The sequence below is a fragment of the Terrabacter lapilli genome (assembly GCF_039531305.1).
In the GTDB taxonomy this organism is placed as follows: Bacteria; Actinomycetota; Actinomycetes; order Actinomycetales; family Dermatophilaceae; genus Terrabacter; species Terrabacter lapilli.
This window is the reverse complement of the sequence record NZ_BAAAPU010000003.1, coordinates 349895-366560: the sequence shown is the minus strand read 5'-3', so window position 1 is coordinate 366560 and position 16666 is coordinate 349895. Positions and strand designations below refer to the sequence as shown.

At 72.2% G+C, this 16666-nt stretch carries 15 protein-coding genes and 2 tRNA genes; 5 read left to right on the top strand and 12 right to left on the bottom strand.

What is annotated here, in order from left to right; translation table 11 throughout:
* Positions 1-8: 8 nt before the first annotated feature.
* Together ABD241_RS03035 and ABD241_RS03030 are read right to left on the bottom strand one after the other, a co-directional pair.
* Positions 9-1010 carry an NAD(P)H-dependent glycerol-3-phosphate dehydrogenase gene (locus ABD241_RS03035; RefSeq protein WP_344058292.1) on the bottom strand — a complete coding sequence of 334 codons (1002 nt, stop codon included), beginning with the start codon at positions 1008-1010 and terminating at the stop codon, positions 9-11.
* On the bottom strand, positions 1007-1810 hold the full coding sequence (locus ABD241_RS03030) for a lysophospholipid acyltransferase family protein (RefSeq protein ID WP_344058290.1): 804 nt from the start codon (positions 1808-1810) through the stop codon (positions 1007-1009). The genes ABD241_RS03035 and ABD241_RS03030 overlap by 4 nt, the downstream gene beginning before the upstream one ends.
* Positions 1811-1923: 113 nt before the next feature.
* On the opposite strand from ABD241_RS03030, the gene cofC reads away from it, so the two are divergent.
* Positions 1924-2781, top strand: a complete 858-nt coding sequence (gene cofC, locus ABD241_RS03025) for a 2-phospho-L-lactate guanylyltransferase (protein ID WP_344058288.1) — start codon at positions 1924-1926, stop codon at positions 2779-2781.
* An 81-nt stretch (positions 2782-2862) separates the two neighbouring features.
* Here the strand turns inward: cofC and ABD241_RS03020 are convergent, their stop codons facing one another.
* The 3 genes from ABD241_RS03020 to leuC all read right to left on the bottom strand — a co-directional run bounded on the left by ABD241_RS03020 (position 2863) and on the right by leuC (position 6044).
* Complete coding sequence (locus ABD241_RS03020; RefSeq protein ID WP_344058286.1) at positions 2863-3720, bottom strand: HU family DNA-binding protein; 858 nt, start codon at positions 3718-3720, stop codon at positions 2863-2865.
* 284 nt (positions 3721-4004) lie between these two features.
* Entirely contained in the window at positions 4005-4598 is a 594-nt protein-coding gene (leuD, locus tag ABD241_RS03015) for a 3-isopropylmalate dehydratase small subunit (protein WP_344058284.1), read from the bottom strand.
* A gap of 3 nt (positions 4599-4601) precedes the next feature.
* Positions 4602-6044, bottom strand: coding sequence for a 3-isopropylmalate dehydratase large subunit (gene leuC / locus ABD241_RS03010; protein ID WP_344058282.1), 1443 nt, complete (start codon positions 6042-6044; stop codon positions 4602-4604).
* A gap of 152 nt (positions 6045-6196) precedes the next feature.
* Between leuC and ABD241_RS03005 the strand changes: the two genes are divergently transcribed.
* The 4 genes from ABD241_RS03005 (at position 6197) to ABD241_RS02990 (ending at position 11480) form a co-directional block, all read left to right on the top strand.
* Positions 6197-6949: an IclR family transcriptional regulator domain-containing protein gene (locus tag ABD241_RS03005; RefSeq protein WP_142184312.1), complete on the top strand. Its 753-nt coding sequence runs from the start codon at positions 6197-6199 to the stop codon at positions 6947-6949.
* A 188-nt stretch (positions 6950-7137) separates the two neighbouring features.
* The gene (locus ABD241_RS03000; protein ID WP_344058280.1) at positions 7138-8124 is read left to right on the top strand and encodes a L,D-transpeptidase family protein; all 987 of its coding nucleotides are present in this window, start codon (positions 7138-7140) and stop codon (positions 8122-8124) included.
* 97 nt (positions 8125-8221) lie between these two features.
* Positions 8222-9229, top strand: coding sequence for a glucose-6-phosphate dehydrogenase (coenzyme-F420) (gene fgd, locus ABD241_RS02995; RefSeq protein ID WP_344058278.1), 1008 nt, complete (start codon positions 8222-8224; stop codon positions 9227-9229).
* A gap of 79 nt (positions 9230-9308) precedes the next feature.
* Complete coding sequence (locus ABD241_RS02990) at positions 9309-11480, top strand: bifunctional lysylphosphatidylglycerol flippase/synthetase MprF (protein WP_344058276.1); 2172 nt, start codon at positions 9309-9311, stop codon at positions 11478-11480.
* On the opposite strand, the gene ABD241_RS02985 is transcribed toward ABD241_RS02990, so the two are convergent.
* The 7 genes from ABD241_RS02985 to gltX form a co-directional block, all read right to left on the bottom strand.
* On the bottom strand, positions 11465-13192 hold the full coding sequence (locus ABD241_RS02985) for an alpha/beta hydrolase (protein WP_344058274.1): 1728 nt from the start codon (positions 13190-13192) through the stop codon (positions 11465-11467). The genes ABD241_RS02990 and ABD241_RS02985 overlap by 16 nt on opposite strands.
* Positions 13193-13325: 133 nt before the next feature.
* Positions 13326-13398, bottom strand: a tRNA-Glu gene (locus ABD241_RS02980).
* A gap of 91 nt (positions 13399-13489) precedes the next feature.
* Positions 13490-13561: transfer RNA gene (locus ABD241_RS02975), tRNA-Gln, on the bottom strand.
* A 58-nt stretch (positions 13562-13619) separates the two neighbouring features.
* Complete coding sequence (locus tag ABD241_RS02970) at positions 13620-13967, bottom strand: HAD family hydrolase (RefSeq protein WP_344059502.1); 348 nt, start codon at positions 13965-13967, stop codon at positions 13620-13622.
* On the bottom strand, positions 13886-14332 hold the full coding sequence (locus tag ABD241_RS02965; protein WP_344059546.1) for an HAD family hydrolase: 447 nt from the start codon (positions 14330-14332) through the stop codon (positions 13886-13888). The genes ABD241_RS02970 and ABD241_RS02965 overlap by 82 nt, the downstream gene beginning before the upstream one ends.
* Positions 14333-14337: 5 nt before the next feature.
* Complete coding sequence (locus tag ABD241_RS02960; protein WP_344058272.1) at positions 14338-15045, bottom strand: GNAT family N-acetyltransferase; 708 nt, start codon at positions 15043-15045, stop codon at positions 14338-14340.
* Between the two features lie 10 nt (positions 15046-15055).
* The gene (gene gltX / locus ABD241_RS02955; RefSeq protein WP_425580701.1) at positions 15056-16495 is read right to left on the bottom strand and encodes a glutamate--tRNA ligase; all 1440 of its coding nucleotides are present in this window, start codon (positions 16493-16495) and stop codon (positions 15056-15058) included.
* Positions 16496-16666: the final 171 nt, after the last annotated feature.

The following is a 16666-nucleotide window of genomic DNA, read 5'->3' as shown; positions in this document are numbered from 1 at the left end:
ATACGCCCTCAGCGCTTCTCCGCCTTGAGGTCACGGGACATCAGGCGCGGACCGACCTCGCGGGCCGGGTGCCCGTCGCGGATGACGGCCACGACCTGCTCGCAGATCGGCATGTCGACGTCGTGCTGCTGGGCGAGGGTGAAGATCGACTCGCACGACTTGACCCCCTCCGTCGTCGTGCGCAGCTCGGCAGTCGCCTCCGCGACCGTGAGGCCGCGGCCGAGGCGCACGCCGAAGCTGTGGTTGCGCGACAGCGGCGACATGCACGTGGCGATGAGGTCGCCGACGCCGGCGAGCCCCATGAAGGTCTGCGGGTCGGCGCCGAGGGCCAGGCCCAGGCGGGTCGTCTCGGCCAGCCCACGCGTGATGATCGTGGCCTTGGTGTTGTCGCCGAAACCCAGGCCCTCGGCCATGCCCGAGGCGAGGGCGACGACGTTCTTCGTCGCGCCGCACACCTCGGCGCCGATGACGTCGGTGTCGGTGTAGGGGCGGAACCACGGCGTCGCGCAGGCGGCCGCCACGAGCTCCGCGGTGGCCATGTCACGGCATGCAACCACTCCACCGGCCGGCTGCCGCAGTGCGATCTCGTGGGCCAGGTTGGGGCCCGACACCACGACGATGCGCTCGGCCTCGACGCCGGCCGCCTGCGCGATGACCTGGCTCATCCGCATCGTCGTGCCGAGCTCGACGCCCTTGAGCAGCGAGACGACCGGCGCCCCGCCGGGGATCGAGCCGCCCCACCGGACCAGGTTGTCGCGCAGCGTCTGGGACGGCACGGCCAGCACGACGATGTCGGCGCCCTGCAGCGCCTCCGCCGCGTCGACGGTCGCCCGCACGGCCGGCGGGAGACGCAGCTCGGGGAGGTACGCCTCGTTGCAGCCCGCGTTGACCGCGTCGGCCACCTCCGGGCGCCGGGCCCACATCGTCACCGTGCAGCCGGCGTCGGCGAGGATCATCGAGAAGGCGGTCCCCCAGTTGCCGCTGCCCATGACGGCCACACGCGTCGTCACGAGGCGTCCTGGTCGCCGGGCTCGACGGGGCGCCGGGCGCGGCCGATGTCGTCGTGGCGCACGGGGTTCCCGATCTCGGGGACCCCGTGGCGGCGCGGGTCGAACCGTTCGGCGGGGTGCTTCTCCTCGCGGAGGACCTCGAGCAGCTCGGTGATGCGGTCCATCAGCCGGTCGGTGGCCTCGCGCAGCACCTTGGTGTCGATGGGGCGGTCGTAGAGGTCGGACAGGTCGACCGGCGGACCGGCGTACATCCTCATCGTCTTGCGCGGGAAGAGCGAGGGCCGGTGGCCGTACGGCGAGAGGATCTCCTGGGCACCCCACTGCGCCACCGGGATGAGCGGGCAGCGGGTCTCGAGGGCGACGCGGGCGGCGCCGGTCTTGCCGCGCATCGGCCACAGGTCCGGGTCGCGGGTGATGGTGCCCTCCGGGAAGATTCCGACGGCCTTGCCCTGCCGGACACCCTCGACGGCAGCACGGTACGCGTCGGCCGCGGCGAGCGAGTTGCGGTAGACCGGGATCTGGCCGCACTTGCGCAGCACCCAGCCGACACCCGGGATCGTGAAGAGGCTCTCCTTGCCCAGGAAGTAGGCCTCCCGCCCGGTGTCGAACATGAAGTGCGCGAAGACGAGCGGATCGACGTAGGAGATGTGGTTGGGCGAGACGACGAAACCGCCCTCGGCGGGGATGTTCTCGAGCCCGCGCCAGTCGCGCCTGGTGATCCGCATCAGCACGGGACGCAGGACCAGCGCCACCAACCGGTAGGCCAGGGGCAGCTGCCTCTTGCGTGCGCCGACAGTCACGTGTTGCGTCCTCCTCGTCGTGCGCACACCGGTCGGCGTGGCTGGCCTTCATCTTGTCCACCCCATGGCGCGGTGTCGAGCAGCGGGGCGGCGAGTGCGACGATATCGCCAGCATGTCGACCTCCTCCCCCGCCCGACCGGACCCCGCCTGGCACGTCGTCGTCCCCGTCAAGGACACGGCCCACGGCAAGTCCCGGCTCACGCGCGCGGTCGGCTCGGACCGGGCCCGGCTCAGCGCCGCCATCGCCACCGACACGCTGACGGCGGCGGCCGAGGCCGTCGGGCCGGAGCGGCTGGTGCTCGTCACCGCGGACGTGGGACTCGGGTCCACCTGGCGCGCGCGCGGCGTGCACGTCGTCCCGGACCCGGGCAGCGGGCTCAACGACGCCGTCTGCGCGGGTATGCGGCATGCCGGCGCAGGTGCCCAGGTGGCGGCCCTGCTCGGCGACCTGCCGGCACTCGACGCCTCCTCGCTGCGCACCGCGCTGGAGGCGGCGGCCGTGCTCCGTCAGTCCTTCGTGCCCGACGCGGACGGCACCGGGACCGTGCTGCGTTGCGGGCGGGACTTCCACCCGCGCTTCGGGCCCGACAGTGCAGCACGTCACGCGGCGGACGGGGCGGTGCGTCTCGACCTGCCGCTCCCCCGGCTGCGCACCGACGTCGATGACGCCCGAAGCCTCTCGCAGGCGCGGCGCGTGGGCCTGGGCCCCGCCACGCGAGCCGTGCTCGAGCACCGGGCGTCTGGTTGGATCAGGAGCATGCAGGCGACGGTCCACCGCTTCGATCCCGAGACGCGCACGGGCAGCGTGCTGCGCGACGACGGCGTGGAGCTGCGCTTCGAGGCGCCGGCTCTCGACGGCAGCGGCCTGCGCCTGCTGCGGGTCGGGCAGCGGCTCACGGTCGACGTCGTGGACGACCTCGTCATTGCCCTGCGCATCGTCGGGATCGGTCCCGGGCAGACGATCGGCTGACCGCGCAGCGAGACGGGCCCGGCCGCTTCGGCCGGGCCCGTCTGGCAGCTGGTTCGTCGCCCCAGGCGGAGGGCGTGCGGGTCAGCGAGCGGCGCTCTTCCTCGCCGTCTTCCTGGCGGTGGTCTTCTTGGCGGCCGTCGTGCCCGCGGACGCCGTCTTGGCGGCGGACTTGCTCGCCGGCGCCGCCTTGGCGGTGGTCGCGCGCTTGGTCGGGGCGGTCTTGCTCGTCGCCTTGCTGGTTGCCTTGCTCGCTGCCTTGGTCGTGGCCGCCTTCGCGGTGGTGGCCTTCGTGGTGGTGGCCTTGGTGGCTGCCGACCTCGTGGTGGCCTTAGTCGTGGCCGCCTTGGTCGTGCTCGCGCGCTTGGCCGGGGTGGCCTTGGTCGCCGTCGTCCTGGCGGCGGCGGTCCTGCCGGTCGCCCGCGACGCCGGGGCGGCCTTGGTGGCAGCCGGCTTCGCGGTCGTCTTCCTGGCCGCCGACTTGGTGGCAGTCGTGCCGGCGCCCCGTGCGGCCGTCTTGGCCGCGCTGCTCCTGGCGGCGGTCTTGGAGGTCGCCGTCTTCGCCGTGCCCCTCGATGCCGTCTTCGTGGCGCCCGACCTGGTCCCGGCGGCTGCCGAGGACCCTGCGGAGGCGCGGGAGGCGGCCGACTCCGTCTTCGAGAGCTTCTTGGCGCCGGAGACGATCTCCTTGAAGTTGGTGCCCGAGCGGAACTTGGGGACCCTGGTCTTCTTGATCCTGACGGTGTCGCCCGTCTTCGGGTTGCGGCCGGTGCGCGCCGCACGGTCGGCCCGCTCGAAGGTGCCGAAGCCCGTGATGCCCACCTTGCCGCCCTTGGCGACCTCGCGGATGACGACGTCGAGGAATGCCTCCAGGGCATCGGAGGCGACCTTCTTGCTGCCGAGCCTGGTCTCGAGCGCGTCGATCAGTTCTGCCTTGTTCACGTCTTCCCCTCCAGAGGACTGTCGGCGTCAGGCGACCCGACGGTGGGTCCGGATCAGGTCCGGCTACCTCCTGACGGTAGGCCGACTCTCGAGGCGCGTCCATCACCGGTTTCGGGGTCTTTCGTTGTGTCGCAAGGTGTTTGACGGCTCCGAGCCGGGCCCGGAGAGGCTGGTCGGGCATCAGTCAGAACCCCGTCATCGGACACGTATACGAGCGGATCCCGTTGCAGTGCAACGGGATCCGCTCGTATGAATCCTGCTCGCGCCGAGGAGCAGCCGCCGGGTCAGGCCAGCGTGGTCACCGGCTTGTGGGCCGGCCGACGCCCCTCGAAATCGGCGACGAGGTCCTCGTGTCGGAGGGTCAGTCCGATGTCGTCGAGACCCTCGAGGAGCCGCCAGCGCGTGTAGTCGTCGATCTCGAAGGGCGCGACGATCTCCCCGGCACGGACCGTCCGGCCGACGAGGTCGACCGTGATCTCGGCCCCGGGGTTGTTCTCGAGGTGCTTCCAGATCAGCTCGACGTCGTCCTGGGCGACGATCGCGGTGAGCAGGCCCTGCTTGCCGCTGTTGCCGCGGAAGATGTCGGCGAAGCGCGAGCTGATGACGACCCGGAAGCCGTAGTTCATCAGGGCCCAGACGGCGTGCTCGCGGCTCGAGCCGGTCCCGAAGTCCGGCCCTGCGACGAGGACCGAGCCATGGGCGTACACCGGGTTGTTGAGGACGAACGACTCGTCCTTGCGCCAGGCGGCGAAGAGCCCGTCCTCGAAGCCGGTACGCGTGACGCGCTTGAGGTACTCGGCCGGGATGATCTGGTCGGTGTCGACGTTGCTGCGGCGCAGCGGCACGCCCACGCCGGTGTGCGTCTCGAACTTCTCCATGGCTCAGGCCTCTCCGGTGGTGGCGGACGCGAGCTCGCCCGGCTGGTCGGCGGTGTCGAGGTCGGCAGGGCTCGACAGCGTGCCGCGCACGGCGGTCGCCGCCGCCACGAGCGGGCTGACGAGGTGGGTGCGCCCGCCCTTGCCCTGGCGGCCCTCGAAGTTGCGGTTGGAGGTCGACGCGCTGCGCTCGCCGGGGGCGAGGGTGTCGGGGTTCATCCCCAGGCACATGGAGCAGCCGGGCAGGCGCCACTCGGCGCCGGCCTCGGTGAACACCTTGTCGAGGCCCTCGGACTCGGCCTGCAGGCGGACCTTGGCCGAGCCGGGCACGACGAGCATGCGCACGCCGTCCGCGACGCGGTGGCCCTGCACCACGGCCGCGGCCGCGCGGAGGTCCTCGATGCGGCCGTTGGTGCACGAGCCGACGAAGACCGTGTCGACCCTGATGTCGCGCAGCCGCGTTCCGGGCTCGAGGCCCATGTAGGCCAGGGCGTTGGCGGCGGCGAGGCGCTCGCTCTCGTCGGCGAACTCCTCGGGGTCCGGCACGGAGGCGGAGAGCGGCAGGCCCTGCCCGGGGTTGGTGCCCCACGTGACGAACGGCGTCAGCGACGAGGCGTCGATGTCGACCTCCGCGTCGAAGACTGCGTCGTCGTCGGTGCGCAGCGCGGTCCACTCGGCGACGGCCGCGTCCCAGTCGGCGCCGGTCGGGGCGTGCGGGCGGCCCTGAAGGTAGTCGAAGGTCGTCTGGTCCGGGGCGATCATGCCGGCGCGGGCGCCGGCCTCGATCGACATGTTGCACACCGTCATCCGGGCCTCCATCGACAGGGCCTCGATGGCCTCGCCGCGGTACTCGATGACGTAGCCCTGGCCGCCGCCGGTGCCGATCTTGGCGATGACGGCCAGGACGACGTCCTTGGCCGTGACACCGTCGGGCAGCGCCCCGCGGACGTTGACCGCGAGGGTGCGGAAGGGCTTGAGCGGCAGGGTCTGCGTGGCCAGCACGTGCTCGACCTCGGAGGTGCCGATGCCGAAGGCCAGAGCCCCGAAGGCCCCGTGCGTCGAGGTGTGGCTGTCGCCGCAGACCACCGTCATGCCCGGCTGCGTGAGGCCGAGCTGGGGACCGACGACGTGCACGATGCCCTGGTCCGCGTCGCCCATGGGATAGAGCCGCACGCCGAACTCCTCGCAGTTGCGGCGCAGCGTCTCGACCTGGACCCTGGAGACCGGGTCGGTGATGGGCCCCGGCGTGGTGGGGACGTTGTGGTCCTCCGTGGCGAGCGTGAGGTCGGGTCGGCGCACGCCGCGGCCGGCGAGCCGAAGGCCGTCGAAGGCCTGCGGGCTCGTCACCTCGTGCAGGAGGTGGAGGTCGATGTAGAGCAGGTCCGGCTCTCCCTCGGCGCGACGGACGACGTGTGCGTCCCAGACCTTCTCGGCCAGTGTCCCTGCCATGACTTCCTCTGACTTCCCTCCGCGGCGGCGATCCCTGAGTCGAGCGCGTGCGCCATCGAGGACCCGGTGGCGACAGCGCTCTTCGGCCAGCGTGGACCTTTCGGCAGCGCGGTGGCTTGACGTCTCAGACCCTGAGACGTCAATATCAGTGCATGGACAACTCTTCTGGGGTCGGGGTTCTCGACAAGGCCGCCACGGTGCTCGGCGCCCTCGAGGCCGGTCCGGCCACCCTCGCGCAGCTCGTTGGGGCGACCGGCCTCGCGCGTCCGACGGCCCACCGCCTGGCGGTGGCTCTCGAGCACCACCGCCTCGTCTCCCGCGACATGCAGGGACGCTTCGTGCTGGGTCCGCGCCTCGGTGAGCTCGCATCGGCTGCGGGCGAGGACCGACTGCTCGCGGCAGCCGGTCCCGTGCTCGGAGCCCTGCGCGACCACACCAACGAGAGCGCGCAGCTCTTCCGCCGCCAGGGCGACCAGCGCATCTGCGTCGCGGCCGCCGAGCGGCCCGTCGGCCTTCGCGACTCGATCCCGGTCGGCGCCACCCTCTCGATGCTCGCCGGATCGGCGGCCCAGGTCCTGCTCGCCTGGGAGGAGCCCGACCGCCTCCACCGCGGGCTGCAGGGTGCGGCCTTCACCGCCACGGCCCTGTCGGGCGTCCGCCGTCGCGGCTGGGCCCAGAGCGTGGCCGAGCGCGAGCCCGGCGTCGCCTCGGTGTCGGCCCCCGTACGCGGACCGTCCGGTCGCGTCGTCGCCGCCGTGTCCATCTCCGGACCCATCGAGCGCCTCTCGCGCCAGCCGGGCCGCCTGCACGCGGCGACGGTCGTCGCCGGCGCCAACAAGCTCACCGAGGTGCTCCGCCGGCACCACGCGATGCAGCAGCAGCAACAGCAGCAGCAGAACGCCTGACCCCTCTCCCCTGGTCCGCCGCCTTCCGACAACGGCGTCGGGAGGTGGTGTCAGACGGGCGAAGCACAACGGATCGGTCACGATCGGCCGGTCCTGGCTCGCTCTGACAACCACCGGGGCCCTCGCCGCGTCACCCTCTGTGCAGTGCACCGACGCACGGCACGTCTCGTCTCAGACAAGGGGTCACGATGCAGGCAGCCACCTCACCGCTCCGGACGGCAGGGGGACGGCGCCGCGCGCTGCTCCTCGGGACCCTCCTCACCACCTCGGTCGCCCTCGTGGCCACGACCACGGCCTGCGGCCCCGACCAGGGCCTGGGAGCAGCGGCGACCCGGGTGGGCGCGACGCCCAGCGCCTCGAGCGCCAGCCCGAGCGCGACCTCGACTGCCACGGACCCCGCGACCACGCCTGCGACCGACACGACGCCCGAGGCGAGCCCGACCGCCCCTCCCAGCACCACGCATACGTCATCCGCAGCGCCCACGGCCACGGCCACGGCGACGCCCCCGAAGCCCGCGCCGGTCGTCCTCCTGCGGGCCGGCGACACCGGCCCCCGAGTGCGTGCCCTGCAGGCGCGGCTGCGCCAGATCGGCTGGTTCTCCGGTGATGTCGACGACCGCTACCGCTCGCCGACGACCACAGCGGTCCGGGGCTTCCAGGCCAAGCGCGGCTTCGAGGCCACCGGCACCCTCGACGAGGTCACCTGGGACCGGCTCGTCTCGATGACGCACCTGCCCACCGCCGACGAGCTGGCCAACGTCAAGCCGAAGCCGGTGGAGGCCAAGCCGCAGAACGCCGCCTGGGACGTCGACCCGCGGTGTCTCACCGGGCGGGTGATGTGCGTCAGCAAGACGACCCGGATGCTCACCTGGGTGGTCGACGGGGTGCCGCAGTACGGCTTCGACGTGCGCTTCGGCAGCGACGAGCTGCCCACGCGTGAGGGGGTCTTCCCGGTCTACAAGAAGCAGGTCGACGTCATCTCGAACCTCTACCACACGCCCATGCCGTACTCCATGTTCTTCTCCGGCGGCCAGGCGGTGCACTACTCGTCGAACTTCGCCCGCCTCGGCTACGCCGGCGCGTCCCACGGCTGCATCAACGTGCGCGACAAGTCGCTGCTGGTCCGGCTCTACGACGAGGTGCGGATCGGCGACAAGGTGGTCGTCCACTGGTGACGCACCGCTGACGCTCGGCCGACGCACGGCTGATCGGGCTCCCGGCGCCCGGACGTAGGCTGGCGGGGTTCACTCCCCACGGCCCGAAGGAGTCGGTGTGCTCAAGGTTGGTTGGAAGGCGTCCGCAGAGCAGTTCGGTCCGCGCGACCTCGTCACGTATGCCGCACAGGCCGAGGAGGTCGGGCTCGACTCCGCCTTCATCTCCGACCACTTCCAGCCGTGGCGCCACCAGCAGGGGCACGCCCCGTTCGCGATGAGCTGGCTTGCCGCGGTCGGCGAGCGCACCGAGCGCATCCAGCTCGGCACGTCGGTCATGACGCCGACCTTCCGCTACAACCCCGCGGTCGTGGCGCAGGCCTTCGGCACCCTCGGGGCCCTCAACCCCGGACGCATCGTCCTCGGCATCGGCACGGGCGAGGCGCTCAACGAGGTCGCCGTCGGTGCCGCGGGGTCGCCGTGGCCCGAGTTCAAGGAGCGGTTCGCGCGGCTGCGCGAGGCGGTGACGCTGATGCGCAGGCTGTGGACCGAGGAGCGGGTCGACTTCGAGGGTGACTACTACCGCACCCACGCCGCGACCGTCTACGACCGCCCCGACCAGCCCATCCCCGTCTACGTCGCTGCGGGTGGCCCGCTCGTGGCGCGGTATGCCGGCAGGTCGGGTGACGGGTTCATCTGCACCTCGGGGAAGGGCCGGGAGCTCTACGAGGACAAGCTGCTCCCGGCGGTCGACGAGGGGCTCGAGAAGTCCGGCCGCCCCCGCGACGACATCGACCGGATGGTCGAGATCAAGCTCTCCTACGACCGTGACCCGGAGCAGGCGCTGCACAACGTGCGGTTCTGGGCTCCCCTGTCCCTCACGGCGGAGCAGAAGCACGGAGTCGACGACCCGGTCGAGATGGAGCGCCTCGCCGACGAGCTGTCCGACGAGGAGATCGCCAAGCGCTGGATCGTCACGAGCGACCCGGCCGAGGCCGTGGACGCGGTGCGCCAGTACGTCGACTGGGGTTTCGACCACGTGGTGTTCCACGCGCCGGGCCACGACCAGGCGCGGTTCCTCGACCAGTTCTCGGCCGACGTGCTACCGGGGCTGCGCGAGCTGGGCTGACCTCCGGACGGGACGCGCCGGCGCCCGTTAGCATCCCTCCAGAGGAGGCAGGGGTCCACCGAGAGGTAGGGGCGGGCGCATGTCGACGTCGGTGCGCGTTCCTCCGGGCCCGGGCGCGGTGCTGCCACCGCCGCTGGCCCGGGCGGGCCGCCTGCTCGGACGCATCCCGTTCACGCTGGCCGTGGTCGGGGCCATGGTCGTCGTCGGTGCCGCCACGCAGTCGCTCTGGTCCCCGCTGCGCGACCGTGAGCTGCTCGACAGCGTGGCCTACGGCCTGCCGGCGCTGCAGGAGGGCCGCTGGTGGACCTTGTTCACCGGTGCCTTCTTCGCGCTGGTCCCCGCCCAGTACGTCCCCGTGGCCGGCGGCGCGTTGCTCCTCATCGGCTGGTCGGAGCTGCGCCTCGGCACCGGGCGGGTCGCCGTGGCGTCCGTGGGCGGCCACCTCGTCGGTGTGCTGGCCGCGGCGCTGGTGCTGCTCGGCCTCACCAGCACCTCGTGGGACTGGGCCGGCCGCACCGCAGCCGTGCTCGACGTCGGGTTCAGCGCCGGCGCGCTGTGCGCCTGCGCCGCGGCCACCGCGACGCTCCGACCGCCGTGGCGTGGGCGTCTGCGCCTGGTCCTGGTGCTCTACGCCGTTCTGGCCCTGCTCTACGTCGGGCTCCTCTGGGACCTCGAGCACCTCTTCGCCGTCGTGACCGGCCTCGTGATCGGGCCTCTGCTCGTGGGGCGCCGGCCCCGTCCCGCCCTGCCGACCTTCACCCGACACGAGTGGCGCATCGTCGCCTCGACGCTCTTCGTGGTGCTCGCCGCGGTCCGGGTGCTGCTCTACGTCACGCCCTCCGACGGCCCCCTCGGGGCCACCACCAGGGACGCCGACGCGTTCGGCGTGCTCGTCGGCGCGGCGATCTCGTTGGCCCTGGCGTGGGGCCTCAGCAAGGGCTCGCACCGGACCTGGGGCATCGCCGTCGCGCTGTCGGTGGCGGCGGTCGCCTCCGCCGCCGTGCTGCTCACCCTGCAGCTCCTGGCGCCCGACGAGCTGGGCGCCGACGGCCAGGTGGTCTCGTCCGTGCCGCAGCTCGCCGTGGACCTGCTCCTGTGGCTGCTGCAGCTGTCGGTGCTGGTGGTCGGCCGGTCCGCGTTCCGGGCGGGGTCGCGGGCGCAGGCCCGCGCCCACGCGACCGACTCGGACCGGGACACCGCCGTGACCCTGCTCGAGACGCACGGCGGCACCACCATGTCGTGGATGGGCACGTGGCCCGGCAACCGCTGGTTCATCCACCGGGGGCCAGGCAGTGAGCCGCTCGGCTACGTCGCCTACCAGGTTCACCGCGGGGCGGCCATCGCCCTGGGCGACCCCGTGGGGGCCGACGCGACCGCTCGTGCGGCGGTGCTGCAGGCCTTCGCCGACGAGCAGGACGCACGCGGGCTGCAGGTCTGCTTCTTCTCCGTGACGCAGGAGGTCGCCGACTGGGGCACCCGGCACCACCGGCGGGCGCTTCTCGTGGCCCAGGAGGCGGTGATCGACCTGGCGCAGCTCGACTTCAAGGGCAAGTCGTGGCAGAGCGTGCGCACCGCCCTCAACCGGGCGGCCAAGGAGGGCGTCACGTACCGCGAGGGTCGTCTCGCACAGATGCCGAGGCACCTCGTCTCCCAGGTGCGGGCCCTGTCCGAGCTGTGGGTGTCCGACAAGGGGCTGCCGGAGATGGGCTTCACCCTCGGTGGCGTCGACGAGGCGCTCGACCCCGAGACGGTGGTCGGGCTCGCCGTCGACGAGGCCGGGAAGGTCCACGGGGTCACGTCCTGGCTCCCGGTCCACTCCCCCGGCGGCGAGGTCCGGGGGTGGACGCTCGACCTGATGCGCCGGCTTCCCGACGGGTTCCGCCCGGTGACCGAGTTCCTCATTGCGAGCGCCTGCCTGTCGTTCCGCGACCAGGGCGCGTCGCTGGCCTCCCTCTCCGGCGCCCCGCTCGCGCACGCGGGCGACTCGACCGCGGAGGGCGCCACCCTCGAGCGCCTGCTGGACCAGCTCGGGCAGGCGATGGAGCCCCTGTACGGCTTCCGCTCGCTCGAGATCTTCAAGCAGAAGTTCCGTCCCCGCCACGAGCCGGTCTACCTCGTCTTCACGGACGAGGCGGCCCTGCCGCGCATCGGCCTGGCCCTGACGTCCGCCTACCTTCCCGACGCGTCGTTGCGCGACGTGGCCCGGGCCGGCCTGCGCACCCGTCGGGATGCCGCTCAGTCGTCCCGGTAGGGCCGCTTCTCGAGCACGGTCGCCAGGTGCGCCGTCCTGGCCGCCGTCCACCCGGGCGGGTTCGTGACGCCCACCCACGACTCGAGGTTGGCGCTGACGGTGTAGAGGTGCCCGTATCCCCACGGGATGCTGCCGGCGCCGGGCAGGTCGAGGAGGACCTGCCACATGGTCACGAGCGGGAACCAGCCCATCCGCGGCGACACGTCGGGCCCCCGCTCCCCGTTGGCGAGCCACTCCGGGGAGGTGAAGGCGAGGGTGGGCGAGAAGAAGACGATGGGGTCGCTGGCGTGCTGGAGGTAGACGAGGCGGGTCGGGCCCCAGGGCGCCGCGCCGCGGTAGAGCCCGTTCTCCTCGGCGGTGAAGCGCACCGTGCGCCCCTCCTCGTAGATCGGCAGGTATGCCGGACTGCCCGGTTCGCGCTGCGCCGTGATCCGGGAGTGCAGCTCGTTGACGAACGGCGGCCCCACCATCAGGGCCCCGTCGATCGGCTCGTTGATGACGTTCACCGAGCTGAGGATGCTCTCGACGCCCAAGGACCCCAAGGACAGGCCGTAGAGGTAGAGCCGGGGCCGGCTCGCCGCCGGGAGCGTGGACCAGTACTGGTGCACGGTGTCGAAGACGACGCGCGAGGTCTCGCGCACGGCGTCCTGGTCGGCGAGCAGCGAGATCCACGAGGGGAGGTAGGAGTACTGCACGCCCGCGATGGCGGTGTCGCCGTTCCAGAGGAACTCGAGGGGGTCGGTGCCGTTCTGGTCGAGGAAGCCGGTGCCCGTCGTCGTGGCGACGACGAGGACCTTGCGCTGGAAGGCCCCGGTGCGCTTGAGCTCCTCGAGCACGAGGTCGGCGCGGCCCTGCACGGTGTCGGCGGACTTCAGGCCCGCATAGACCCGGATGGGTTCCTTGGCCCCGCCCCCGTTGACGGCGTCGAGCTCGGCCACCGACGGCCCACCCCCGACGAAGTAGCGTCCCTGCCGGCCGAGCAGCCCCCAGGGGGAGAGCGACTGAGGGGAGCCGGACCGCTCCGCCGCGACGGGTCGGTGCATGTCGGCCGCGACCACGCTGTCGCGCGGTGCGAAGATGTTGTTGGCCACCGTGAAGAAGCCGTTGACGAGCACGCCCGTCAGCAGGGACCACAGCAGCGTCAGGAGCAGCGCGAGGCCGACGACGACGGCGATGCGCCGGGGAAGCAGCCGCCCGAGCCACCGGAAGACCGTGTCGAAGAGCAGCCGGAGACCACGGGCCACGACGAGGATGAGGACCGCCAGCGCCGCCGTCACCGCGATGATGACCGGCCAGACGCTCGGTGACGCGGGCTCCATGCCGTAGAGGGTGCGGATCTCGTTCTGCCAGCCGACCTGTCGCCACCCGGTGAAGACGGCGGCCCACAGGCCCAGCCCGACGAAGATCGCGACGAGGATGCGGTGGGCGCGCCCGGGGACGGAGGGGATGCCGAGGTAGCGCCAGATGGCCTGGGCGGCGGCGCCGAGGCCGTAGCCGATCATCACGGTGACCCCGGAGACGATGCCTTGGACGAGAGGAGCCCGGGGCAGCAGCGACGGCAGCAGCGACAGCGCGAAGAACCAGGCCGCCATCGTCAGGCCGACGCCGGAGAACGTCGTGTCGAGGACGCGGTGCGGAGCCCCGAGACCGACGTGCCAGGACACGTGGCGTCGGCTGGCGGTGACAGCGGCGGCGGCGCCCGGTGCGGTCATGCCGACGGCTCCTCGGTCAGTGACCCCTGATGACCGTCAGGATAGGTCGCCGCCGGTGTGCCCGACCCCGAGATGCACGAAGACCCCGGTCCGTGAGGGACCGGGGCCTTCGTCTGCTCCTGCGAGCATCACGTAGCCCCGACGGGATTCGAACCCGCGCTACCGCCTTGAGAGGGCGGCGTGCTAGGCCGCTACACAACGGGGCCGTGAGCGGTACCGAGCGGACTCGGCACGAGAAGAAACCTTACCGTGAAGGCGGGATTTCTCCGAATCGGACCACGTTGCCGTGGACCAGAGCTGGGGTACCAGGACTCGAACCTAGAATGACGGAACCAGAAACCGTAGTGTTGCCAATTACACCATACCCCAAGGGGTTTCACTCCGAGCGGCGCCTTGCGGCCCCTACGGGGTGAACCGAATGGGAATACTACCGGTGACTGGGCGGTGACCCAAATCGGCCATCGAGTGCCGCGGTCACCTCGTGGAGGTCGCGCACGGACGCCACCTCCTCGGTCGCCCCGCGACCTCCTCGGTCGAGCCACACGGCCCGCAGCCCGGCTGCCTCGGCGCCGAGGACGTCCCACGCGAGGCTGTCGCCGATGCAGACCACGGCGTGCGGCTCGCCCCCGAGCAGCCGGCAGGCCTCGAGGTAGACGCGCGGGTCGGGCTTGCCGAAGCCGAGGGTGTCGGTCGTCACGACGACGTCGAAGCGGTCGACGAGACCGAGCGCCTCGAGCTTGACCATGGTCGGCGCGTGCGCGGAGTTGGTGAGCAGGCCGACGGGGAGCTCCTCCCGCGCTGCCGCGGACAGCAGCTGCGGCAGGCGGGCGCGTACGCCTCCTCGAAGGCCACATGGCCCTCGGCGGGGAGGCCGAGCCCGAACGCCGTGGCCACCTCCTCGAGGCGGCCGGCACGCATCCGCTCGAACGGGACCTCGCCCGAGGCGTAGCGGGGGAACCAGCGTTGCGGGTCGTCGTAGTAGCGCTGCGCCATGGCGTGGTGCTCCCCCGGCCGGTCGGGCCACAGGGCCGCGGCCGCCCGGGCGCCGGCTGCCACCATGGCACCCCGGGTGTCCACGATGGTGTCGTCGACGTCGAGGAGCAGCGCGCGGGCGCCCGCGAACACGCGCTCCAGGGACACGAGGCTCACTCCCCCGCCTCGTGCGCCTCGAGGCCGAAGTAGGGCAACGCGGGCCCCACGCCTTCGACCGCGATCCCCTGCGCCCGGCCGGAGGCGTCCCACGCCGCCCGCTCCAGGCGGACGTGCTGCAGCGTCTCCCCCGAGTGCTCGAGGACGGAGCGGTGGGTGTCGCGGTAGCCCAGGGCGCGCGACACCCCGAGGGAGGCGCCGTTGTCGACGACTGCCGAGCTGATGGCCGCCTCGGCGCCGAGCGGGCCGAAGGCGAGGGCCAGCACCGCCGCGCGCATCTGCGTGCCCAGGCCCCGTCCGCGCGCACCGGGCACGAGCCAGGACGACGAGTCGACGGTCCGGTCGGCGCGCCAGTCGGGACCCTCGAGCCACTGGACGCCGAGGACCGTCCCCGGCGAGCCGAGTCGGCTCGGCGAAGCGCCGGAGTCGTCCCCGCCTTCCGGTGCGGCCGTCCTGACGACGAACGGCAGGGCCCAGTCGTCCGGCGACCACATGCCGAGGGCGCGCCAGTAGCCCTGCGCCAGGACGGCGCGCCGGTTGGCGCGGTCGTCCAGGCCGGCATACCTCGTGGCGTGCGGGTTCATCTGCAGGTCGTCGGGCAGCAGCGTCAGGAGCGTCGAGAGGTCCCCCTCGGTCATCACGCGGAGGTCGAGGTCGACCGTGCGCAGCCGTATGCCGTGCAGTGGCCAGAGAGCGCCCTCCACGCAGGCGTCCTCAGAGCGAGTCGCGCAGCGAGCGCAGGCGGGCGAGCGTGGAGGTCTTGCCCAGGATCTCCATCGACTCGAAGAGCGGCGGGGAGATGCGAGCGCCCGACACCGCCGTGCGCAGCGGACCGAAGGCGAAGCGCGGCTTGATCCCGAGCCCCTCGACGATCGCGAAGCGCAGTGACTCCTCGATGCGGGCGGCGTTCCAGTCGCCGCCGCTGCCGAGCAGGCCGGTCCCCTGGTCGTCGATGTCGCCGAGCACCTTCAGGGCGGCGTCGAGCACCGCCGGGGCGTCGTCCTTGAGCTGGGCCCGGGCGTCGTCGTCGATGACGAGCTCGTCGTCGGCGACGAAGAAGGGCCGCACGAGGGCCGGCGCCTCGGTGAGCAGCGCGATCCGGGTCTGGATGAGCTCGGCGATGGCCTTGAGCCGGGCCAGCTCCCCGAGGGACTGCGTCTCGCCGAGGACGCCCTCGGCGACGAGGTAGGGCAGCAGGCGGGCGGCGAACTCGCCGGGCTCGAGCGAGCGGATGTAGACGCCGTTGAGCCAGTCGAGCTTCTTCAGGTCGAAGATCGGGCCGATCGGGTTGACCTTGGCCCAGTCGAACGTCCGGCTGAAGTCCTCGAAGGTGAAGACCTCCACGTCGGCTCCCTCGGCGTCCTGCTGCGGCGGGTAGGCAAGCAGCGCAAGGAAGTTCACGAGCGCCTCGGGCAGGTAGCCCTGCTCGCGGAACCAGGTGAGGCGGGCAGCCGGGTTCTTGCGCTTGGAGATCTTGGACTTGTCGGTGTTGCGCAGCAGCGGCATGTGCGCGAACTTCGGCGGCTCGAGGCCGAGCCAGCGGTAGAGCAGGACGTGCTTCGGTGTGGAGCTGATCCACTCCTCGCCGCGCACGACGTGGGTGATGCCCATGAGGTGGTCGTCGACGACGACGGCCAGGTGGTAGGTCGGGAAGCCGTCGGCCTTGAGGATCACCTGGTCGTCGGGGCGCGGGGCCGAGATCTTGCCGCGGATGACGTCGTCGAAGACGAGCGGCACGTCGTCGGGGATGAGCATCCGCACCACGGGCGTCTCGGTGAAGCCGGGCAGCGCAGCCCGCTCCTCGCGCGTCTTGCCGACGCAGAGGCGGTCGTAGCCGGTCGGCTGCTTCGTCTTCTGCTGCACCTCGCGCATGTGGTCGAGGCGCTCTCGCGAGCACCAGCAGTAGTACGCGTGGCCGGCCTCGATGAGCTGCTCGACGTACGGGCGGTAGGTGTCGAGCCGCTCGGACTGGCGGTAGGGGGCGAAGGGGCCGCCGATGTCCGGGCCCTCGTCCCAATGCAGGCCGAGCCACGCGAGGGTGTCGTAGAGCTGCGCCTCGGAGTCCTCGCGGAAGCGCACCCGGTCGGTGTCCTCGACGCGCAGGACGAACTGGCCACCCTGCTGGCGGGTGAAGGCGAGGTTGAAGAGCGACATGTAGGCCGTGCCCACGTGCGGGTCGCCCGTCGGCGACGGGGCCACGCGGGTGCGCACGGGGCCGGAGCCGTCGGAGGTGGAGACGCGCCGCTCGTGCTCGGTGCTCACCCCGGTGCGGACCTCGACCTGTGTCGGGTCGAGCGTGTCGGGTGATGCGGAGCTCGCGGGGGA